This is a genomic window from Sphingobacterium corticibacter, assembly GCF_003076635.1.
GTDB classification, from domain to species: Bacteria; Bacteroidota; Bacteroidia; order Sphingobacteriales; family Sphingobacteriaceae; genus Sphingobacterium; species Sphingobacterium corticibacter.
In genome coordinates, this window is sequence record NZ_QDKG01000007.1 from 1 (window position 1) to 24,126 (window position 24,126).

General features: G+C 41.9%; 17 protein-coding genes. 8 read left to right on the forward strand and 9 right to left on the reverse strand.

The genetic code is table 11. The features are described 5' to 3' along the window. Positions 1-815: 815 nt before the first annotated feature. Entirely contained in the window at positions 816-2,225 is a 1,410-nt protein-coding gene (locus DC487_RS15205; protein WP_116776831.1) for a formylglycine-generating enzyme family protein, read from the reverse strand. Between the two features lie 531 nt (positions 2,226-2,756). On the opposite strand from DC487_RS15205, the gene DC487_RS15210 reads away from it, so the two are divergent. Continuing rightward, positions 2,757-3,902 carry a methionine aminotransferase gene (locus DC487_RS15210; RefSeq protein ID WP_116776970.1) on the forward strand — a complete coding sequence of 382 codons (1,146 nt, stop codon included), beginning with the start codon at positions 2,757-2,759 and terminating at the stop codon, positions 3,900-3,902. Positions 3,903-3,912: 10 nt separating this feature from the next. On the opposite strand, the gene DC487_RS15215 is transcribed toward DC487_RS15210, so the two are convergent. Then, positions 3,913-4,920, reverse strand: a complete 1,008-nt coding sequence (locus tag DC487_RS15215; RefSeq protein WP_116776832.1) for a LacI family DNA-binding transcriptional regulator — start codon at positions 4,918-4,920, stop codon at positions 3,913-3,915. A 153-nt stretch (positions 4,921-5,073) separates the two neighbouring features. On the opposite strand from DC487_RS15215, the gene DC487_RS15220 reads away from it, so the two are divergent. The 3 genes from DC487_RS15220 (at position 5,074) to DC487_RS15230 (ending at position 8,298) form a co-directional block, all read left to right on the forward strand. Continuing rightward, positions 5,074-7,320 (forward strand): GH92 family glycosyl hydrolase, encoded by a 2,247-nt coding sequence (locus DC487_RS15220; protein ID WP_116776833.1) that lies wholly within the window; start codon positions 5,074-5,076, stop codon positions 7,318-7,320. A gap of 48 nt (positions 7,321-7,368) precedes the next feature. Further along, positions 7,369-7,689 (forward strand): DUF493 domain-containing protein, encoded by a 321-nt coding sequence (locus tag DC487_RS15225; RefSeq protein WP_116776834.1) that lies wholly within the window; start codon positions 7,369-7,371, stop codon positions 7,687-7,689. A 210-nt stretch (positions 7,690-7,899) separates the two neighbouring features. Next, positions 7,900-8,298: a DUF5367 family protein gene (locus tag DC487_RS15230; protein ID WP_116776835.1), complete on the forward strand. Its 399-nt coding sequence runs from the start codon at positions 7,900-7,902 to the stop codon at positions 8,296-8,298. A 544-nt stretch (positions 8,299-8,842) separates the two neighbouring features. Here the strand turns inward: DC487_RS15230 and pnp are convergent. The 6 genes from pnp to DC487_RS15265 form a co-directional block, all read right to left on the reverse strand. Then, a complete protein-coding gene (gene pnp / locus DC487_RS15240) occupies positions 8,843-10,999 on the reverse strand; it encodes a polyribonucleotide nucleotidyltransferase (RefSeq protein ID WP_116776971.1) in 2,157 nt (718 codons plus the stop codon). A gap of 177 nt (positions 11,000-11,176) precedes the next feature. Next, the gene (rpsO, locus tag DC487_RS15245) at positions 11,177-11,455 is read right to left on the reverse strand and encodes a 30S ribosomal protein S15 (RefSeq protein WP_116776837.1); all 279 of its coding nucleotides are present in this window, start codon (positions 11,453-11,455) and stop codon (positions 11,177-11,179) included. A gap of 109 nt (positions 11,456-11,564) precedes the next feature. Continuing rightward, entirely contained in the window at positions 11,565-12,782 is a 1,218-nt protein-coding gene (locus tag DC487_RS15250; RefSeq protein ID WP_116776838.1) for an acyltransferase family protein, read from the reverse strand. Between the two features lie 59 nt (positions 12,783-12,841). Continuing rightward, positions 12,842-13,369, reverse strand: a complete 528-nt coding sequence (gene rimM / locus DC487_RS15255) for a ribosome maturation factor RimM (protein WP_116776839.1) — start codon at positions 13,367-13,369, stop codon at positions 12,842-12,844. A gap of 73 nt (positions 13,370-13,442) precedes the next feature. Beyond that, positions 13,443-13,985, reverse strand: coding sequence for a DUF1697 domain-containing protein (locus DC487_RS15260; protein ID WP_116776840.1), 543 nt, complete (start codon positions 13,983-13,985; stop codon positions 13,443-13,445). Positions 13,986-14,006: 21 nt separating this feature from the next. Beyond that, positions 14,007-14,825, reverse strand: a complete 819-nt coding sequence (locus tag DC487_RS15265; RefSeq protein WP_116776841.1) for an alpha/beta hydrolase — start codon at positions 14,823-14,825, stop codon at positions 14,007-14,009. A 272-nt stretch (positions 14,826-15,097) separates the two neighbouring features. On the opposite strand from DC487_RS15265, the gene DC487_RS15270 reads away from it, so the two are divergent. Continuing rightward, positions 15,098-16,078, forward strand: coding sequence for a hypothetical protein (locus DC487_RS15270; protein ID WP_116776842.1), 981 nt, complete (start codon positions 15,098-15,100; stop codon positions 16,076-16,078). Between the two features lie 51 nt (positions 16,079-16,129). Further along, the gene (locus DC487_RS15275) at positions 16,130-16,996 is read left to right on the forward strand and encodes an alpha/beta hydrolase (RefSeq protein ID WP_116776843.1); all 867 of its coding nucleotides are present in this window, start codon (positions 16,130-16,132) and stop codon (positions 16,994-16,996) included. Positions 16,997-17,097: 101 nt separating this feature from the next. Here DC487_RS15275 and DC487_RS15280 read toward each other — a convergent pair whose 3' ends face one another. Next, positions 17,098-17,637 carry a 30S ribosomal protein S16 gene (locus DC487_RS15280; protein WP_116776844.1) on the reverse strand — a complete coding sequence of 180 codons (540 nt, stop codon included), beginning with the start codon at positions 17,635-17,637 and terminating at the stop codon, positions 17,098-17,100. 158 nt (positions 17,638-17,795) lie between these two features. Between DC487_RS15280 and DC487_RS15285 the strand changes: the two genes are divergently transcribed. Both DC487_RS15285 and DC487_RS15290 read left to right on the forward strand, forming a co-directional pair. After that, positions 17,796-21,158, forward strand: a complete 3,363-nt coding sequence (locus tag DC487_RS15285) for a UvrD-helicase domain-containing protein (RefSeq protein WP_116776845.1) — start codon at positions 17,796-17,798, stop codon at positions 21,156-21,158. A 2-nt stretch (positions 21,159-21,160) separates the two neighbouring features. Then, positions 21,161-24,121 (forward strand): PD-(D/E)XK nuclease family protein, encoded by a 2,961-nt coding sequence (locus DC487_RS15290; protein ID WP_116776846.1) that lies wholly within the window; start codon positions 21,161-21,163, stop codon positions 24,119-24,121. Positions 24,122-24,126 lie beyond the last annotated feature (5 nt).

The window sequence follows — 24,126 nt, forward strand, 5'->3', positions numbered from 1 at the left end:
AAGCTAAACTACTCACCACGCATCATGATCATTTCTTTAAAGAACTTTCTCGCCGCCGCATCGCGCTTTGGCACTTTATGTTTTACTCTATCGAGCTTAACGTTTCTTTTTTTGTTTCCCTTCCTCTCAGATGGGATTGCAAAGGTAGGAATCTTTTCTGATCTTCCAAATTTATTTTGAAAATATTTTTGGCGATCTCCGCTTCCCGAATCCGCTCGTTTTGTTAGCTAACGCCTCCGTAAACTCGCTTTTTCTATCCTTTCAATATCGTTCCTCCCTTGCGGAGTGGTGCAAAGGTAGAATAAACTTTCGCTCCTCCAAAACCTTTTTTACTATTTCCTGTTTTAGCAAAGCTAACTACCTTAAAAAGAGAGAGATTTTTTTTGAGACAATAATTCTACTTACCAAAGCCTTTAGTCCATCATTCTCTAAATCGCCCTTATTCTACGATAGAAGTATTAATCGCGAAGCTGAAAAATTGAAGCTAAAAGTTCATCGAGATTATATTTCCCTTTAAATGTGATAAGGAACAACATTTCCCAAATGACGATAACCACATTAGGTATACAATGGGTATTAAAGCAATAGGCATAATTATCAAGCTTATGTAGATGGGGCTAAGGTTTCTATTTGGCACCTTGATCTAATCTTAAGAAAGTCCAAAACATATCTTGAAATTCTGCTTCAGCAAGCAACATCTTTCGATAAAAGATGAATTTACTAAATGTGAATTTAATAGACAAAGTTCAAAGCATCCTTAGTATATATCAGCGAAGGGCTTAAGTCACTATTTTTTTAATCTAACAAAATTTGATTTATAAATCGCGTACTACACGAAAACCCCATGTTGTGCCCCTCATTTCCGAAGAAAGGTACGCATCACGATATGATGATCGAGTAGTAGAAGGTTGATAATACCAGCCGCCACCACGAGACAACCCAAACAGAGTTAGGCCATCTTTACGTGCTGAACCATCTGTTGGTGCACCAACATAGTTGCCAATTGGATCGTCGATCCACACATCCTCTACCCATTCTCTTACATTACCTATAACATCATGTAAACCAAAAGCATTTGGAGGAAAAGACCCGATTGGTGCTTTGTATGCAAAACCATCAGAACCAGGGTACGGCTCAAAGGAATTACCATTTGCTCGAAAATCATTAGCCGTAATACTTGATTGATCATAAACATTGGCGAAATTTGTACCTAGCGCAATCTCATCACCCCAGAAATATGCTGTTTCTGTACCTGCACGTGCAAAGAACTCCCATTCCGCTTCAGTCGGTAAGCGATAATTTTTACCCGTTTTTTTGGATAGCCAATGTGTGTAAGCTTTAGCGTTTTCTTTTGTAATACAAGAGACAGGAGAATTGGCCGGAGTGGGAAAGCCTATATCCTTATAACTGATATTAGCGCGGAAAGTTTGGCCTGTTGGATCAGCGTCAGGCAAATATGTCCGACAACCGCCAATAACTTCATAACCAGTCTCATCAACAAAAGCCTGAAATGCCGCCAAGGTAACCTCATATTTTCCTACAGCAAAGGGTCGCGGAATTGTAACTTGATGCCGTGGCAATTCCCAGTGACGACGATCCTTACTTATTTTGAAAAGATTCAGTTGCTCTTGCGTCGCGCCCATCATGAATGTTCCACCAGGCACAACAATCATTTCTGGACAAAAACCTTCTGTACAATCACGAAAATTTGTTCCTATGGGAGTAGCAGGCGTTATATCCACATCCGTAAGATTAACACGTATAACTTCGTGTTGCACAGAAACTGGTGCACTAAGGTTTTCTATAATAAAATTTATGCGAGCCCTCCATTCTCCCAATGCACCACCCATGTGATCTGTAGAGATAAATAAAGGCGTCACAAAAATTTCATGTCGACAAGCTTGTTTGATATAAGTAGCCTCTGTTTGCAGATTTTTGAAGCGTTGATCAAAATCCTCGCGACGGGGAATTAGATTTGGATTTTGCCTAACGACAACATCAAATTCTCTTCTCACTATGCTTAGCTCTTTTAATACAGTTTCATAGCTAGTACCACAGTCATTATCAACTAATTCGAGAGCGCCCGAAAGGTTTGTAAGAGCATCCAGAAGCGGGGCTAATTCCACTGGTAGGGCTACTACAGGTGGCATCTTCTCTCTTATACATCCTTGCGCAAATAGCAGACACGTCATTGAAGCCAACAACAATTTCCCAATAGATCTCATAATCAAAAGACTTATAATAAATGAAATAAATAATCTTCACACATAAATACCATGGTTTTACACGAAAAACACAACCTCGCAAAAATCTTAACGGACAAAAAAGCCTTCATTAGAGAAAAAGTATTTAGCTACAAAGAATCAAAAGTACATTAAAAAGTTAATTTTGAAAACAAAAAAAACACGCTTAAAGAAATCTATTACACTATACAACTCTATTTTTTTAAGATACACTGTGACATATCTAAAATAAATAATGTAAAAATATCCGCTCAATCATTTGACAAGATATGATACTTTGTGATATAATTATTACTTCGTAAATAATCTCACCTGACAATTTATCTCAAAACCACCAGTTCTTAAAAGAGAAAACCCGGAATAAGATCACGACAAAACAACTAACACTTAACGATTCACAAGAAACCAATAATACTATACAAGCATATTTTTAACTGCAACGTAATAAGAATGAGAAAGAACAGTGCTATATTCGTATACTATACTCAAACTAGTAAAATGACAATTCAGTATATGAAAACGTGGAATTCCAAACTGCCTCAACAAGGCATCAATATATTTTCTCAAATGACTGCTTTGGCGCAAAAACATCAGGCTATTAATCTTGCGCAAGGTTTTCCAGACTATCCTGTAGACCCAAAATTACTTGATTTGGTCAGTTCCGCGATGCATCAGCAGGTCAATCAATATGCGCCAATGCCAGGCATTCCATTACTTCGCCAGCGTATCGCCGAGAAATATCACAGCTTCTATCAAGTAAATGTGGACCCCGAGAGTGAGATTACCATTACCAATGGCGCGACCCAAGGTATATTCAGCACCATAGCTACTATAATACGTCACGGTGATGAAGTCATTATATTCGAACCGGCTTATGATTGCTACCGCCCAACGGTCGAACTTTTTGGCGGCAAAGTGATCCCAGTACAATTGTCTGCCCCCGATTTCAGCATAGATTGGCAACAGGTAGCAGATCTAGTCAGCGATCGAACCCGTATGATAATCATTAACAATCCCGGAAATCCTAGCTGTGTGGCGTGGACAACCGATGATTTATTGCAATTACAAACAATGGTAGTCAATAACGGTCTCTTTGTGCTTAGCGATGAAGTGTATGAACATCTTATATATGATGAAAAACAACATCAATCGGCCATATTATTCAGCGATCTTCGTGCACACAGTTTTGTAGTCGCTTCTTTTGGAAAGCTTTTGCATTGTACCGGCTGGAAATTGGGTTATGTGATAGCACCACTAGCACTCACGGCTGAATTTCGAAAAATACACCAGCAAAATGTTTTCAGTGTGAATACACCGATGCAACATGCCATTGCAAAGTATTTAGACAATCCAGATTACTATCAAGAGTTATCCCAGTTTATGCAAAGAAAACGGGATATCGTCATGGAAGGGCTGACATCTTCTCGATTTGAGATTATGCCCTCCTCAGGTACATACTTCTTATTACTTAATTATTCAGCGATCAGCCATCAATCAGAAATGGATTTTGCCCTACATCTGATTGAGAAGTACGGTGTAGCACTTATTCCGCTAGCACCTTTCTACCATAATGGTATAGAACAACAAACGCTTCGTCTTTGCTTTGCCAAAAAAGACGAAACGTTGGAGCATGCGATCCAGATACTGAATACGGTCTGATAGCGGCTTCCTACTTAATTTTCGCCGTCGAAGAATCTCGGATTTTCAGATCGCAGGGCACTACGATGTGTTTTACATCGGCTTGCGGGTTACGGATCTGCCGCAGTAATACTTTTACCAACTCTTCAGCAATGGTTTCAATCCGTTGGGATACCACCGAAATGGCTGGCTCGTGCAACTTAAATAAGGTATGATCATCGAAAGCAACCATCGCTGGTAGCTTTCCATACTTTTTATTCACTTTCAGCCCAGTAATTGCTAGATAATTGGTAGCAAATAACACGGCATCCAGTTTATTATCTTCGATGAACTCAAAAATCTGCGCCATGGCAATATCTTCCTGTTCATCAATTTGAATCTTTTTGATGTAAGCTTGCCGCTGATATTGATCCAATGCTTTCATATAACCATCCATTCGGTCTCGCATCTGCGTCTGATCAGAGTATAGTGACACAAAACCAATACGACGGTTATCTTCATTCTCCAAAAGATGCTTAGTTGCCCGAAATGAACCATTGAAATTATCGGATACCACATAATTGGTTTCTACTTGCGGTATATATCGGTCAAACAACACGACTGGAACATTATTTTTTAAAAGTAACGCGACCACATCCTCCAAACCCTCAGTTGGTGTAATGATAAAACCATCTACCTGACGATCGTAAAATAATTGGATCAATTCTCTGGCCTTTACCGTATCATTCCCCATACTACAATACAGCAAATGGTAACCACTGGCATATGAAGATTCCTCAATATGTTTGGCAATATTCGCAAAAAATAGGTTGGAAATATCTTCGACTAGCAATCCTAATATTTTGGTTTGCCCCGTACGCAGACTTTGCGCCAGCTGATTAGGCTTGTAACCTACTTTTTTGACATATTCTAATACCCGATTGGTCAATGCATCACTAATCCGTTTTTCCTTGGCTTTACCATTTAGAATAAAAGAAATGGTCGTGACTGATACGCCGAGTGATTTAGCAATATCACTAATCAGGATTCTCTTGCTCATAATTGTTAGGGTTGTTTTTTGTCCAATTTATAGTTTTTTTAGCAAAAATTTTAGCAAACATGAAGATTTATTTCTTGACATTTTTGCTAAAAGGTTTTAATAGTGGTCAATATAAATTTTGTAGATTTACATATTCAATATTCCTAAACACAGATGTTAAGAAAACTAATTAAACAAGCTAAATTCATTTTGGCTATCGCAGTTGCGTCGACTGCGCATGCACAACAAAAGCCGACCGCTTTTGTCGATCCATTTATCGGCTCTGAGGAACATGGGCACGTATTTGTGGGAGCAAACGTACCATTTGGCGGTGTACAACTCGGACCAACACAGATTGCACAAACATGGGACAAGTTCAACGGTTGGGACTGGTGTAGCGGTTATAATTATAAAAGTAATGATATCCTCGGCTTTACGCATACCCACCTAAGCGGTACAGGTATTGGTGACCTGAATGACATCATGGTTGTGCCAGCAACGGGGCAACTCCAACTAAAACCAGCAGAATTTGATAAAATGCATACTGGTTATGGCTCGCATTTCAAAAAAGAGAACGAAACAGCCAAACCCGGTTTCTACAGCGTATACTTAGACGATTATAAAGTAAAAGCTAATCTGACGGCTTCGGAGCGCGTCGGTTATCATCAATATATTTACGATAATACGGATAATGCACACGTATTAGTAGATCTTGGTTTCCGGATGAACTGGGACAAAGCGACAGATACGTATTTGAAACAGATCGACGAAACGACCTTTGTCGGTTACCGTTTCTCGTCGGGATGGGCCTCCGATCAGAAAGTATATTTTGCGATCAAAACTTCCAGACCAATCAAAAATGTGAAGTACTTTGATGGCGATTTAGCTAAAACGGGCTACACCACATACAAAGGTTTAGCTATTAAGGCAGCGCTTTTCTTTGATGCAGCACAAGACAATACCATTGAGTTGAAAGTGGGACTTTCACCGGTAAGCACCGAAAATGCGTTAGACAATATCGCAAAGGAAATCCCGAACTGGAATTTTAAAGAAGCGACTGCTGCGGCAGATGCAAAATGGAATACAACACTTGGCAAAATCGATTACGAAAGCACCGATGATCTAAAGAAAGTATTCTACACTGCTTTATATCATTCTTATTTTGCCCCTACGATCTTTGACGATCACAATGGCGATTACATGGGTACAGATAAACAGGTGTACCGTAATGCAGACTTTGTAAATTACACGATCTTCTCTTTGTGGGATACGTACCGTGCATTACACCCATTGATGACGATTTTGGAGAAACCAAAAGTAACATCGGATTTTGTAAAGACGTTTTTGTCAATTTATCAGCAACAAGGCAAATTGCCCGTATGGCATCTTTGGGCCAATGAAACCAATACGATGGTCGGCTTACCAGCTATTCCTGTCATTGCCGATGCATTCTTGAAAGGTTTAGTCGATGAGAAAGATCACGAATTGCTATGGGAAGCCGTGAAAACTACTGCCATGGGCGATGATTACGGATTGAAATTCGTGCGCGAACTGAGCTTTATTCCAATTGATAGCATGGACAATGAGGCCGTTGCTTGGGGACTAGAATATGCGATTGCAGATTATGGCGTATACCGTATTGCCGAGAAATTGGGCAAAACAGAAGATGCCGAGTACTTCAAAAAACGCTCAAAATTGTATGAAATCTATTTCGACAAAGATGAACGCTTTTTTGTAGGTCGCTACGCCAATGGTGATTTCCGTCGTCCGTTTGATCCTTTAATGGCGGAGCACCGCAAAAATGATTATTGTGAAGGCAATGCATGGCAGTACCTTTGGTTAGTGCCGCATGATGTAAATGGCTTGATGGGATTACTAGGCGGAAAACAAGCGTTCATCGATCGTTTGGATGAATTCATCAACTTGCCAGAAGAATTAGACAATGCATCGCCAGATATCTCTGGATTAATTGGCCAATATGCGCAAGGCAATGAGCCAAACCACCACGTACCTTATCTATATGCGATGGCTGGCGAGCACTGGAAAACAGCTAAATTGGTGAATGAAGCAATGGTACAAAACTACACTTCGGCGCCGAATGGTCTTTGTGGAAATGACGACGCTGGACAAATGAGCGCTTGGTACGTATTTTCATCCATGGGATTGTATCCTGCTAACCCAATGAGTGGTGAGTATGTATTAGGATCTCCACGTATGAAGCATGCGGCGATCAATTTGCCGAATGGCAACACTTTTGTAATTGATGCAAAAAACCAAAGCGACGCTAATATCTACATTAAATCAGCGAAGCTAAATGGTAAAGCCTTAACACGCACCCACATCACCCACGAGGAATTGATGCAAGGTGGCAAGTTGGAGCTTGAAATGAGCAACAAACCAAACAAAAAGTTTGGTAAATAACACAAAAGATAAGTATACTTATTGCTAAACAAGGAGAAAGGATTATATATGTCAGATTTTAGCAACATCAATGTCCAGGATATGGAAGATGGAAATGATAAAGATTTCTATCAAAATTTTAAGGAGAAATTGCTCGATGTCGAGCAATTTCCTTCCGTATATAAGTTTAAGTTTATCGTGAAAAGTGCCTTTGATAAGGAACCAGAGATCCGCGAGATTTTTAAACACACTAGTTCGAAGTTTACATTTAAGGAATCTAGCGGTGGTAAGTACAAATCCATCACTGTAGAAACGTATGTAAACTCTGCTGACGAAGTGATCAATTATTACAAATCGGTATCACAGATAGAATCAGTAATGATGATGTAAGTGATTCGTCATTTTGCAGAAACAAAAGAGGCTCGCCAGTTGGCGAGCCTCAATTGTTTACAGTAGTCAACAGTCCTAAACACCGATTCACACATCAATCTTAATTAGCCTAATTTCAAAAAAATCAACAGCCACAAATAGTTAACTTCGCGTACATAATGCAATTGCAAATCTAGCTGTACAATTGTATTTGGATAATCTATAAACAACATGAAAAACAAAAACTATATACTCTTCAGCTTTATTGTTGGCTTTACCGTCTGGCTTTTAGCGACCATAGCTTTTCGCGTGGCAGGACAGTACTTTTTTATTACCGACAATACCGTAGTATTGTTAACACTGTATCTAATGCTTATTCCTGTATTAGGCTTTTTGGCAATTTCCGTATTCAAACGATTTGATTTAAATCATCTGGAGAGTATCAAATCCGCAGCGGTCATGGTGTTGCCAGGAATGATACTGGATACAGTCTGCGTACAGTTCTTCGCAGAAGTATTTCCCAATATGCCCGAGAGCGACGGCAACACATTTGGTTCTTGGTTGATGTTTGCCTATTCGATTATATTGCTTTCAGCACTGTTTAGGACATCCAAAAGGCAAAATACATGATTAAAAATCATAAACCCTTCAGAAAAGCCATTACCATAACGCTTAGTGTAATAGCTATTTTATCTCTATACGAACTAGGTAGAAGAAATATAGGAGGTTTTGCGGGGAGCTATCCATTCGCAGAAACATGGACTATTCACCATCCGCTGGAAGATGTTAAGTTAAGGTTGGCGAAATTGCACCGAATTAGTCCCAATCTATTTCGAGACACAGCAAGTCTACAATTTACTAATGCGTACTCTTCGGATCCATCTTCTCAAGATAGAATTGATTTCTATTATGCAGATAGAGATGAGTACGTGCAAGTAATCATTACCTCATCTTGGGAATGTGATACATGTGCAGAAGTCGCATTAGTAAGCTTCACCAGTAGAAAAAATAGCACTATCCGACTAATGAATCGAGATTTCAACTGGTTCGCCAATAGGCGAGAAATACAGACATTTGAAGACCGAATCCTTCGGCATATAAGTGAGGATTAAATGCCAAAACAAAAGAGGCTCGCCAATTGGCGAGCCTCTTTTGTTTGTATAGAAAAACCGAACTATTCAGCTGGTGTAGCAGCTGCTGGTTTATCTTCACGTGGAGGACGTGGCAATAATGCTTTACGAGAAAGCTTCAATTTACCTTGTTTGTCCACATCTAATAGTTTCACTTTTACGATCTCTCCTTCGGTGAATACGCCGTCCATATTTTCAAGACGTTTCCAATCAATTTCGGAGATATGCAATAAACCATCTTTACCTGGCATAATTTCTACGAAAGCACCGAAAGCCATAATAGATTTCACTTTACCTTCGTATACAGCACCCACTTCTGGTTTAGCCGCGATCGCTTTGATACGACCCAACGCAGCGTCAACCGCTTCTTTGTTGTCTGCGAATACTTGTACAACACCTTTGTTGTCCACCTCTTCGATAGAGATCGTCGCACCCGTTTCGCGTTGCATTTCTTGGATGATTTTACCACCAGGTCCGATAACCGCACCGATAAATTCTTTATCGATCGTGATCGATACCAAACGAGGCGCATGAGATTTGTAATCTTCACGAGGAGCTGTCAACGTTTTGTTCATCTCACCCAAGATATGAAGACGCGCTTCTTTTGCTTGATCCAATGCTTGCGTCAACACTTCCCATTTCAGACCATTGATCTTCAAGTCCATCTGGCAACCAACAATACCTTTTGCTGTACCTGTTACTTTGAAGTCCATATCACCTAAGTGATCTTCATCACCTAAGATATCCGAAAGAATGGCGTATTTACCTGTTTTCTCATCAGAGATCAATCCCATCGCGATACCAGAAACTGGCGCTTTGATTTTGACACCGGCATCCATTAATGCTAAAGTACCCGCACAAACAGTAGCCATCGAAGATGAACCATTTGACTCCAAGATATCAGAAACGATACGGATCGTGTATGGATTTTCGTCTTGAGCAGGCAATACTTGCTTCAAAGAACGCATTGCCAATGCACCGTGACCAACTTCACGACGACCAGGACCTCTATTAGGTCTTACTTCGCCCGTAGAAAATGCTGGAAAGTTGTAGTGCAAGATGAATTTATTATATCCGTTGATGAATGCACCATCAATCATTTGCTCATCATCTTTACTTCCTAAAGTAACAGAAGTCAATGATTGCGTTTCACCACGTGTAAATACCGCCGAACCGTGTGCTGCAGGCAAGTAATCTACTTCTGTCCAGATCGGGCGAACAGTTGTCGAGTTACGGCCATCCAAACGGATACCTTCGTCTAACAAAAGGTTACGTACCGCATCATACTGTACATCGTGGAAATATTTTTTTGCTAAGAAAGCTGTATCTGCATCGACCTCTTCGCCTAATGTTTCGAAGAATGCCGCGCCGATAGTAGCAAACTGCTCCGAACGAGCGTGTTTAGAAGAACCTGATTTTGCGACAGCATATACTTGATCATATGTTGCTTTGAAGATCGCTTCGCGCAATTCTGGATTAGTAGGTTCGTGGCTGTACGTACGTTTTACCGTCTTACCCACTTGCTCTGCCAATGCTACAACCGCAGCTACTTGTTTTTTGATCGCATCATGTGCAAAAGCAATTGCTTCTACCATTTCTGCTTCAGAAATTTCATTCGCCTCACCTTCTACCATCACGATATCCTGTGCTGATCCGGCTACGATGAACTCTAAAGTTGCTTTCTCTAATTCAGAGCGTACTGGGTTGATCACCAATTGGCCATCGATTTTCGCTACGCGAACTTCTGAAATTGGCCCATTGAAAGGAATATCCGATACCGCGATCGCAGCAGAAGCTGCTAAACCTGCTAAAGCATCTGGCATTACTTCTTTGTCTGAAGAGATCAAAGAAATCATTACCTGCGTATCTGCGTGATAATCTTCAGGGAATAATGGGCGTAGCGCACGATCCACGATACGAGAGATCAATACCTCGTAATCAGACAATCTTGCCTCTCTACGTAAAAAACCACCAGGTATACGTCCGGTAGCTGCATATTTTTCTTGATAATCTACAGATAATGGAAGAAAATCCACTCCTGGTTTTGCCTCTTTGGCAGACACCACTGTTGCCAACAGCATGGTGCTTCCTTGTTTCAACACTACTGAACCGTCTGCCTGCTTGGCCAACTTTCCAGTAGAAAGTTCGATCTGAGCACCATTGCCCATATCGATAGTTGTTTTGATTTCGTTATAACTCATTTTGTGTTCATTATGGTATGTTTTCATCATGGCGACATACCGAAAATACTAAGACTTTTTATTTCAGCACAAAGGTACATAATAATATCGTTAGCTTATTGAATTTTCTAGAGGCTGGATAAAAAGAAAAAGCCATCCGATAAATCGGATGGCTTCTGTCTTGTTTTTTACTAAAACTTATTTGATGATCTCACGCAAGCCTAAGCCTTTGATGATCGCACGGTATCTTTCGATATCTTTTTTGTGCAAATAAGCTAACAATGAACGACGTTTACCTACCAATTTCTGTAGGGAACGTTGCGTATTGAAATCTTTTCTGTTTTTTTTCAAATGCTCTGTTAAGTGAGCGATTCTCTTAGTAAATAAAGCGACTTGTCCTTCTGCAGAACCTGTGTTTGTTGCTCCACCTCCGAACTCTGCGAAGATATCTGCTTTGTACTCTTTACTTAAATACATTCTTGAATAATATAAAAGCGTAAATAAAAATTGTTAATTGGCTGCAAAGATATTAAATCTCAACCGAATAGACAAGATCATAATCGTAGCTATGCCTATATATACTTTTCTACACCTTGATGTAAATCTTATTTCTGTCGAGAATAGCGCAAATAAGCCACATCACCACCAGAAAACACAAAGAATAAAAAAACGAACCGACCTCTGGTAGCCCAGGTAATGGCACACATACATTATCATAAAACCATCCTAGCGGTGTAGTATATATGGGTAGGTCATTTTCATCCACGCCTTGCTGTATTCGCATTAGGCCAGAGATTCGAGGCAACATGCCACTTAATACAAAAATAAAGAGCGGATTTTTCCCAAACACGTCGAAAAACCGTGTGAGTGCGTTACGCGCTCCCTGCAAATCCGTGTACCAAATCACAGCACTCAAAGTCATTATCGCCAACCCAGTTGTATAAAGCACATAGGAACTTGTCCAGATTTTTTTATTAATCGGAAAACCTAAAGACCACACCCAGCCTAATACCAAAACGATAAAAGCCGTGACCATCAGGCTCGAAATCAACTTAAAATGCCGTTCTGCCGATTTTGGCACTTTTTTCCAAAGCCAAGACACTTCTCCCCTTTTTAGGATAAACACGCCAGTCAAATAACCAAAAATTACTTGCACGACCGACGGCCATGTGCTCGCAATTCCTTCTGGATCGAAAGGCACACCTTCGCCTTTATACATATGTGGCACACCAAGCAGCAATTTGTCGACCTCTGTGCCAAACCAACCCGATAAAGAATATGGATCTCCAGTCCCCAAAATTGCACAAAGCGCCCAATAACCAAACAATAATCCAATAGCGGTATAGAGTAAAACCTTTGGCTTTAGATAATAGGCTAATATGGAAGCACCCAAATAAGCAATCGCGATACGTTGCAGAACTCCAAATATGCGAATGCCTTGATCAGCATTCGTTGAGCTAACCCATTCTTTGAAAACCAAATCGTCGCCAGACCAAGCAACAAAAGGAAACCAATTGAGCCCCAATCCAATGAGAAAAATCAATACCGCGCGCTTCAACACTTTTTTCCAAAAAGTAGCCGCTCCCGCTTCTTGCAAACGTGGCATCACAAAAGCCATGGCATTGCCTACGGCAAATAGAAAAAAGGGAAATACCAAGTCAGTCGGTGTACAGCCATGCCAAGGCGCATGCTGCAATGGTGCAAACATATGCGACCAACTACCGGGATTATTTACCAGAATCATCAAAACGACGGTAGCACCGCGAAAAATATCTAAAGAGTAATAACGAGGTTGTGTGGTCATAATTTATGTAGATCCTGGTCTAATATAACAAAATCCCCGACGGCTCGTCGGGGATTTTGTTATATCTCGCGATACAAGGCCACCAAGCCTTCTGGCAGATCGACCTCCAAGAGCCGTTCGGCTTTGTCAATATTCACGATTAATTGTTCTGTGAGCGGAAACATCAAATCTTTACCATCCATATCTACCGTGGCAATGTGCTGTTGTGGTAATTCTTGTACTCCTGTGATCACGCCTAGTTTGCCTTCTTGATTATCTACTACTTCATAACCGATCAAGTCACTGTATCTAAAATCATCTGGATCGCGCACCGGCATTTTATCGTTTGATAGGTACACTTTCTTGCGCACCAACGGCTGAGCCTTATCAATATGATCCACGTCTTCCAGATTGATATAAGCGGTGCTATTGCTTTGCACTTTGATCTGGTCTACAAAATAAGGCACCAATTTCTTGTTAATCTCTACGAAAAGCACATCGAAATCCAACTCTTTATAATCTTCAAACTCGAAAAAGAATTGCAATTCGCCCTTGAGGCCACGTGTTTTAGAGATATACCCTATGTAGAATGATTCATTGATAGTCATAGCGCAAAAGTAAGCATTTGGCGCGACAGCTTAATGGACGACATCTGCCTTGAATAAAAAATGGTAGCAGCCTTTAAGCTTGTGCCATTTTTAGTAACTCTTTTGTCGTCTTCCAATTACGTGTAGTCGCTTTGACTTTCAGCTTATTTTCCAAAAAACTGTTATGAAGCTTTGTTTTCCCATAACCATTCGGACAATACAAGTATACAGCGTTAGTCGTTATCGCGATTTCCTCTTCTGGTTGTTTCTTTTGGAGAATACTATCTAAGTCGAAATCCGATGGATTGTCTGCTAAAAAAGTAACATGCAAATGAGCTACGTCCTTCTCTCCTTCACTTACATAGGGATTATTCTCTATAATTGCTCCCAAGGTTTTAAGGTTGAGTACCAATACGGGTACTTCAAATCCAAACGTTTTTTGGATTTCCGAAGAGATAAGATCTTCCAGCTCTTTCGGATTGCTTTCTTTCGATGAAAACAGGACATTGCCGCTTTGAATGTAGGTGCACACGTTTTCAAAACCTAGGTTTTCATACATGCGCTTCAACACATCCATTTTAACCAATTTTTGTCCGCTTACGTTTATCCCTCTCAGTATCGAAATGTATGTTATCATAAGTATTCAGAATAAGGGTCGTTACAAATTATTCAATGTCCAGATGATCGCTTTTTCTTTTGTCGCTCTAAAAATGGTTTGATGCGTTTCATTCGTTTCGTCAGCATATTTCCACTTGAGATTTTTCTGATCCCTAGCTTTCAATATTTCAGCTAGATTTCTAGCGTTTGCAGATATATCTTCTGCACCCGACCCCGCAAACCAAAAAGTCTTGTGCGAGTCGGGAAATTGCTCTAGATGCTGATTGGCCGTTTTCACTAGGTACTGGTCATTCCACCACAACGAAGGATCGAAGGCCATATAAAAATCAAATATTTCTGGATTCAACAACAACGTCTCCGTCACGAAAAGCCCTGCCAAAGATTCTCCAAGAATGCCCTTCTTGTCTGTTGTTCTATACCTTTTGTTGATTTCAGGAATTAGCTCATTGCTAACAAAAGCCCTAAACTGCTTCGAACCACCGACAACAGGCGCAATTTCTTTGTCCTGCTCGATACTTGTCGGCCCACTTAGGTCTTTTCTTCTTTGTGTATTTTCAATACCTACTAGTAAGACTGGCGGAATTTTCTGCGCTTGTATCAATTCTTGCAGCGTGTTGGCTACATGCGGAAAATCTTCTTGAATTCCTCCGTCGAGCATGTATACGACGATGAGCGAATCGCCACTGGTCTGATAGCTTTCTGGCGTCCACACGTTCATTACTCTTTCTTCGCCTACTTCTTGTGACAGCATCGTAAAAGTATCTTGTTTGGGTATGGGGTCTGCGTCTTGCGGAGCGTTATTTGCACAAGCTGTTGTTAATAAAACACCTATCAGTAAAAAGGAAAAATATGTTTTCATGTGTTTATCAAGTGTATCCGTTTCGAAAATACTCCGCTGGGGAATTTGAGGCAGATATGTCTAAGTTAATTATTATGATCTTGTGGCGGAAAATAGCAAAAACCCCTTAAAAAGAATGATAAAATGTGAACTAACTTTGTAGTTAAGCCTTCTGACGATACTACAGTTAGGTAGTTGCCACAATGGTATTTAGGAATAATTCCCTATATTTAGTTGCTGACTTATAATGATCTGTCTATCTGACAGTCAACACACTATACGCAATATTATCTATGAAACTAAATTATTTTCGACTCGTATTATTATTTGTCTTATCGACCTTTTTTTCTTTAGCGATCTTTTCCTGCAAAAAAGACACTACATCAGCACTTCCTTTGATTGAAGAAACCTTTAAGGACTTTACCGCCAATAGCGGCATGGCTACACATATCAAGGTGACTGGGACAGATTGGATGGTAGATTATGTAAAACTAGAAGATCAACAAATCAATTTATTGGATAGCAGTGGCCAAGCATTAAGACTAAATGGTCAGGATACGGCATATGCTGCAAATGGCTGGCTACATATGGCTAAATCAACCGATGGTACAGCTCTATTTCTGAGATTAAAAGAAAATTTTGAGCAGACACCAAGAACAGTGCTTATTGGCCTAAATTCCAAAGGACAAAAAGATGAAATTAAGATCATACAACACCGTGGCAGCAGCTATAGAATTATCGACCGGAAATTTACCGAGCTGGAAGAATTCAGAAAGAAATACACAAGTGACCATGAATGCACTCCACTGCAGTTGATGAATAACTCTTCTGAAATGAAGAGCCTGCCGACCGAAGATGTTTTTAAAAATGTAAAACATAATTCTACATTTGAGAGCAATGAATATGGAGCTTTCGATTGGCTTGGTAGCGAGCAGGATTCTATGTTGTTTATGCAAGAATTAATCGTTGACGGCGGTTCTCGGTGGTCGCCACCAGTAAAGTATCAAAACGGAACTACGCAAACATTCTATCTAGACGAAAACCAATCACGTACTTATTTGGATGTAGCCCCGTACAGAAAAACGCAATTAAGCGGCAAAATGACATACGTGGAGCGGGTCTGTGAATACACATTTACCATTCAAAATGAAGAGTCGGGTCATCGATTCGAAGTATCTGGGATTTGGAAACAAACGCTACCTCTGATCCCCAACATTATTATTGAATCCAATACACCGATAGTGAGCACCAATGTGGCGAATAACACGAACTAAAAGGCTGACCAAAATTCTATATATTTACAGATACCTCAATTCACTTTAGTTATGAAATACAACCTATTCGTATTGCTTTTGCTGACGGTGTCTATTGGCCTTCGCGCCCAAAATCAAACTTCCAAAAGTACGGTAGAAACCAAAACGATTCACAGCGAAATTTTGAACGCAGACAGGGCTTATACCATCTATTTACCCAAGGATTATGCGAATAATCCGCAGAAGAAATATCCTATCCTGTATATCTTACACGGACTATCTGGCGTAAACACTACTTGGTTCGAAAAATATGATGTACGTGAAGTACAAGATCAACTCGTCGCTAGTGGTGAATCTACCGAGATGATTATTGTAAGCCCTAATGCAGGCGGCGATCCTAAAACAGAGTGGAATGGCTATTTTGATATGCCAGGGTGGAATTACGAGCAATTCTTTTACCAAGAGTTTGTACCACATATAGAAAGCACTTACCGTGTGATTGGCAACAAACAGAATAGAGCAATTGCGGGATTATCAATGGGTGGCGGTGGAAGTACTAGTTATGGCCAACGCCATGCAGATATGTACAGCTCTGTTTATGCCATGAGTGCCTTGATGGCCATGCCGAATAGCTCAACACCGCCAAAAGCGGATGACAAATTCTCCCTATTATCGCAATCCGTCGTTAAAAACAGCTGTGTGGATTATGTGATCAACGCAACAGACCAGCAAAAAGAGGAATTGAAAAGTGTAAAATGGTTTGTTGATTGTGGTGACGACGATTTCCTATTGGATTCGAACATTGATTTTTTTCGCGCGATGCGCAAAGCAAATATCCCCGTCGAATTTCGGATTAGAGATGGTGCTCACGACGCGCTGTATTGGCATTCGGCCCTTTACTATTGTCTTCCTTTTGTATCTAGAAACTTTAAACAGTAAAATCACGGAGCAGGGTCTTTGTCTAAAGCATTCCCTTTGGTCACGAAAAAAGCCGATCCTTTGCGGGATCGGCTTTCTTGAATACTTTAAAAAAGCAGAAATTATCCTTCTGTTTCTTCTGTGTTTTCTTCCGTGCCTTCAGCTGCTTCCACTTCCTCTTCTGCAGGAGCTTCTTCTGCTACTGGTGCATTTTTAGCCGCGATAGCCGCTGCTTTGTCTTCTTTTTTCTTAGCTTCTGCCGCTAGAGCAGCTTTCTTAGCTTCCGCTTTAGAAGATGCTAATGTAGATTTCTCACCTTCTACACGAGATGCTTTACCTTCAGTCCAAGTAGTGAAAAGTTCTTCTGCTTTTGTTTCGTCAAAAGCACCTTTTTTCACACCACCTTGCAAGTGTTTTTTGTACAAAACACCTTGAGAAGAAAGAATAGCACGAGCAGTATCTGTAGGTTGTGCACCTTTGTTCACCCAATCCAAAGATTTTTCGAAATCTAATACGATAGTCGCTGGATTAGTGTTTGGGTTGTACGAACCAATACGCTCGATGAATTTACCATCACGTGGAGCACGAGAGTCTGCCACTACTACATAGTAAAAAGGTTTTCCTTTTTTACCGTGTCTTTGCAATCTGATTTTAGTTGCCATTTTCTTTAATATTATTTATGTATTCAACATATCCCCCGAGCTTATCACAAGAGGGGACGCAAAGGTAACTATTTGATTGGTAAAGACAAAATGAAATCTATCAATCGAGCTTGCTGCTGCTTTTTCCAAATGCCAGCGGTAGTTGTTACCTTCACAGTATGAAGACGGTCCCTCCATTAAAGATTCTGAAAGCATCCGCCGGCTCGGGTAAGACCTTTAGCCTGACCATTCATTATCTCACACTGCTATTACACAATGAGAATAGCTATCGCGAGATTTTGGCGGTTACTTTTACCAATAAAGCCACCGCAGAAATGAAAGAGCGTATTCTTTCCGTGCTGCAAGGGTTGGCCGAGGGCAATCAAGATCGCAAAATTGCCGACTTCAGAAATATCCTGCTAACACAATCGCCCGAATGGACGGAAACTAGCATCCAACAGAAGGCACACCAAGTATATCGGAGGATATTACACGATTACAGCCATTTCACCGTGAGTACCATTGATGGATTTTCCCAAAAGGTAATCCGCAGCTTCACTTACGAGTTGCACCTGGATGCCGGCTATAAGGTGGAGATGAATATCAACAAGGTGAAGGCCGAACTCACCGTGATGCTCAATCAATTGCTAGACGATCGTCCGGATTTGTTGGAATGGATCATCGAATACGCCGAGAAGAAAATCGCCAACAACGAAAACTGGAATTATCGCCAGCAACTCCTATCCTTGGCGGGGTTGATCTTTTCAGAAAACTTCCAAGAGTTTGACGCCCACATCTTGCAAAACGATGCGCGCCAAGTTTTTGAGAGCCTTAATCAGGAAAGCGCAACCATGACCAAAGGCTACACCGACGCCTTGGCCGAAGCTATCCGCACTTTTCAAGAAACGTATACCGCATCAGGAGTGCAAGGCGACGAGCTCAAAGGCAAATCGCGCAATCCACTTTTTGCGGCTAGCAAACTACGACCACAAGTACATAAGTTATCTGCCAGTGAGCTCAAAGCAACCATTGAGAGATACACCAAACTTATCGACAACGAAGATGCTTTCACCGATCAGCAAAAGCAAGTACGCCACGATTTGATGGCTCAGTTCAATCCCGTGCTACAGAACATGACTGAACTGGAAAAACTCTTCCCGACTTTCGTGGCGTATCAATCGGTGCAGGCCAACTTATATTTCTTGCGCTTGCTCAAAGAAATGAGTGATCTCTTGGCGCGCTGGCGCAAAGAAAATAGTGCACAGCTCATCTCCGATTCGCAGTTACTGCTTAGCAAGCTCGGATTGGATGCCCACAACGATCCTACCTTTATTTGGGAGAAGATCGGCAGTCGTTTTCGCTATTTTCTGTTTGATGAATTTCAAGATACCTCCCGCACGCAGTGGAAAAACTACAGCCCTTTGCTCATCAATGCTTTGGGAAATGCCGACCGACAGCTGAGCGAGCATTTGGTGGTGGGCGATGTAAAGCAAAGTATTTATCGCTGGCGCAATGGTGACTGGCGCATTTTGCTGCAGCAAGTGGAAGAACAGGTTAGAGCAGCATTTCATTTGAGCGAACAGGACAAGCCTGGCTTTATCGCAAGCGAAACGTTGGACGTAAATTACCGTAGCTTGCCCAACATTATTCAATTCAATAATTACATCTACGCGGGATTACCGACACACTTGCAACAAGTACTGAATGCACAGGTCCAAGAAGCCTTGAACGAAGAAGATTTATCCTGGTGGCATCAATCTGGCAACGACCATATGTTGATCAAAGCGTATGAAAACAGTCATCAAGCCGTTCCTGCTGGAAAACAAGGATCTGATAAGCCGCAAGGCGAAATTGATCTGGTCTATCTTCCGGTGACCGACGGCCGGTACCGCAGCAACCGTGTGGCCGCTGATGCAACACAAAAATTGTGTGAGCAGATTGGCGAATGGATTTCCTCAGGCAAATACCGCCCGAATCAGATTGGTATTTTGGTACGCAGGAACAAAGAAGCACAGGATGTGATTCAGGCATTGATGGCTTATAAGCAAAGCACCAATCTATCCTTTGAGGTGATTTCTGGCGATGCCCTCAGTTTACAGGCCAATGATGCGATTCAGCTTTTCATCGAAACGCTGCGCGCCTTGGTGTATAATTCTGCCAAGCACACGGTACACAAAGCCAACATGGCTTATCTCTACCAAATACTGCAACGCCAAGAAGTATTCGATCAAGATCAATGGTTATTATTTCGGGAGAATGACATACAGCGTTTACACGCCATCTTACCTTCTCAATTGATTGAGTTTTGGGATCAATGGCCGAAGCTGCCTTTGGTACAACTCATCGAGCGATTAATCGAAATTTTTGGCTTTACCGAGCCAGACAATCTTCATATTCCGTATTTATTAGCTTTCAAAGACTTGGTCGCTGGATTTTCGGCCAATGGCGAGCGCGGTATCCATCAATTCTTGACGTACTGGGAAGAAGATGGCCATCGTGCCGTGCTACCATCAGGCGGCAAGATCGATGCGATCGAAGTCACTACGGTACACAAATCCAAAGGACTGGCGTACGATGTGGTGATGTTGCCGTTTGCGGCTTGGAAGCTTGATGGCATGGCCTTAGGCGATTTTTGGATCGACGCCGATGGCACACCATTCGAAGCTTTGGGCAAAATCCCACTAAAATACACATCCAGTTTAGGGCAGTCACTCTTCTACAAACAGTATTTCGAAGAAATGCTGTTCAATTATATGGATGCGCTCAATACCTGCTATGTCGCCACGACGCGCGCCATCAAACATTTGTACATCACGGCGCCATTTTTCAAAGAAACGATCGACAAAAAGACTGGTGAAATCAGCGGATTGGAAATTAAAAACGAATACATCAGCGATGCACTCTATCAAGTGTTGGATACCACCACTAGCCCTTTTCTGGTGGAAGATGCGGAACTCCGGATTCACGATTCGGCCGCTACTAAAGCAACAGAAGCTGCTATTTCGACAGACAACAATAGCATTACGATTTCCCAATATCCGATTTCTGCAGAACTAGATCAAGCTTGGAGCAAATCCAGCCGCCGATCATTAGCTACGCTACCGCAAGTAGAGAAAGCAGCGCAATACGGCATCATGGCACACGAAATTCTATCTGAAGTGGCGAGCGAACTGGAGATCGAATCCCGCATCGCACAATACATTGAAGAAGGAATCTTGGCGAAAGACGATAAGGAAGAATTGCGCAAGCACATTTATCAAGTATGGCATCATCCCCGCATCAGCGAATGGCTCACGCAGGATTACAAAATCTGGAATGAATCGAGCATTATCACCAAAGACGGGGAAACAATTCGTCCGGACAAGGTATTTACCAACGCTACAGATACCATCGTGCTTGATTTTAAGTTTACGCAAGGCGATTATGTCGGGCATCAAGCGCAGGTTGACAAATACATGCAGGCGCTGCGCAATTTGGGCTATCAAAACGTGAAGGGATTCCTGTATTACGCCATTTCTAATCAATTACAGGAGGTCGTATAGCCATGCCGAGCAACACATTTACAGCAGACAATCTCATGAAGCCATTCCTACAATTAGTAGCCGAAGATATACAGCAGCGATTCGGACAGGATCTGTCCGAAATCGCCATCGTGTTCAATAATAAACGTCCGATCACCTACCTCAAGAAATATCTTTCTGAAGTGTATGGACAAGCGATTTGGTCGCCACAGTTTTTCACCATTCAAGAGTTTTTCAAACAAGCGACGGACAAAACAGATGCTTCCGCTTTGCGGCAATTCTTTTATCTGTATGAGATTCATAATGAACTGCTGCAGCAAGAAGGTCGCGAGCCTGAAAGTCCAGAAGAGTTTTATCCCATTGCCGAATTGATTTTGAGTGATTTCAGTCAGTTGGATTATGAATTGGTCGCGGTAGATCAGATTTACACCGAATTGTATGACACGGGAAAGATTGATTTAGAATTCCAGCACCTCACGCCAGAACAACAAGGATACATCCGCCAGTTTTGGCAATCGTTCTCCATGGCGGGGCACACCTGCGTGCAGCAGCGATTTTTACAATTGTGGAAGCGGTTGCCGCAATTATACAGTCGCTTCAAAGTGCGTTTGGCGCAAGAAAAGCAAACAAACTATCCGACGCTGTATCGGGAGTTAGCCGAAGGCCGTGCTACCAAGCAGCAATTCATTGCTCCGTACAAGAAAGTACTTTTTGTCGGGTTTAATGCGTTGAACCGCGTGGAATCGACCTTGTTCAAACGATGGCAAGACGAAGGTAAAGCTTTATTCTACTTTGATACGGATGCTTACTACGTCGAAGATACGATGCAAGAAGCTGGACTCTTTATCAGACGGAATGTAAGCCAACTCGTCAATTCATTGGGCGAAGCCCCACATGTAATTGGGCAACGGCGTGATGACATCCATTTGTATGCCGCACTTGGACGCGTAAGTCAAGCGAAGCTGCTTTACCAAATCTTAGAGAAAAACGAACAAGAAGGCAAATCCTCCGCGATCTTACTGGCTGATGAAAGTTTACTTGTGCCGCTTTTGCAAAGTTTGCCTGCTATCAAGGTAAACATCACGACTGGTTTTCCGCTGATGCAATCGCCTTTATACGGCTTGCTGGATCTATGGCTCACTGTGCAGGAAGAGGTAAGCTGGCGCAAGAAAGATAAACTGCCCTACCCGCTTATCGAAAGTTTCCTGAGCCATCCGCTGATCAAGATCGCCAGCGAACAAAAGAATAGCATTCAGAAAGAAGTACTGGATAAGCAACTTTTTGAAGTAGGATTGGATGTGTTGCAGATCAGCAGCGCTGTTGTTCCCGATTTCTTTGCGCCGGTCGCCGAATCGAAAGCACTCATACCGACGATGGTCGCGATGCTGGAAAAACTGCAGGAATCGACCAGCAGCGAGGGCATTGCTTTGCAGATCGATTATACCTTGCTATTCGAAACACGACGCGTGCTGCAGCAACTCTTGCTGGGGATGGATCAAATTGGCCCGTTGAATATTCCTTTTCAGATCGGCCTAATTCGCAAAGCGCTGATGCCGATCTCGGCTGCCATTGAAGGCGATCCGCTGCAAGGCGTGCAGATTATGGGTTTGTTAGAAAGCCGTAGTCTGAACTTCGACCACGTCTATATCTTGGGCGCCAATGAAGGTATTTTACCCAAAACAACCAATTCGCCAACTTTCCTGCCTGACAATCTGCGCCGTGCTTACGGATTGCCTATTCTGGCCAATCAAGATGCGTTGTCAGCGTATATCTTCTATCGTCATTTTCAATACAGCCAATCCATTCACCTGTTTTATAATAGCATCGTGGATGAGAATAGTTCGGGCGAGGAAAGCCGATTTATCAAGCAATTGGCATTTGAGAGCCAATTTAACATCGTTCATCATACACAGCAACAGCCGATTTCTTTCCCGGTGCAAGAATCCGAATTGGTTATTGAAAAAACCGGAAAGATCTGGGACAACCTGTACAACAATTACCTGCGCGATAAGACCAGCCATATCTCCGCTACTGGCTTCACGACCTATTTGCAATCGCCTTTACAGTTTTTCCTAAAGCATATTGCCGGCATCAAAGAGCCGCCTTCGGTATCTCAGGAATTTGAGATCAACAATCTGGGCTCTATCATTCACGAAGTGATGGAAAAAATTTTCACCCCTTATCGGGGAATGAGGGACTTTGTCGCTACCAAGCGCTTAGAAGAAAACATTCCACAGATTGAAACGATGGTGGTGCAAGAGATCGGTCATCAATACCATACCACGTACGAAACGGCGGCTGATTTGAACAGCTTGCAGCGCATCATGCTGCAGATCGCTTCGGCCTACATTCGTATGTATTTGGAATACGATATCGAGCAGTACCAATCATTTCGCATTATCGAATTGGAAAATAGCGAAGATTATTACCTCGACCTCCCGATTACGGTGCAAGGAAAAACCGAATACATTAAGATATACGGCATCATTGACCGAATTGATGAGGTCGTGACGCAAGATGGCGAAGTGAAAACCCGTATTGTAGATTATAAAACGGGTGCTGATAAAGTAGCTTTCAAAAAAGCGAAGAATAAAACGGATGAGGAAAGTGCGGAAACTGTGTTTGCACTAACCGAAGGCACCAACGACATCCACAAGGCGTTGATCCAAACGCTGTTTTACACCTATGTGTTCGAGGAGAAAACGGGATTGCGCAACCTAGAACCGCATCTATATGTCGCACGCCGTATGCGCGAAGATGGTACGCTATTCGTCAGCAAGGATATGGGCGCATTGGAAGGCGATTATTTACGCGAACAGAAAGAGGAATTTGTCGGCTTTCTACGCAAAACCTTAGAGGAAATCTTCGATCCAACTGTCCCATTCAAACACAAGGCAGATATGCATGTGTATCCGAGCGATCCATATACGTTATTCTACCGCAACAGTGTTATGGAAGGACTGGACTACAATAGTGAAGATTAACTCCA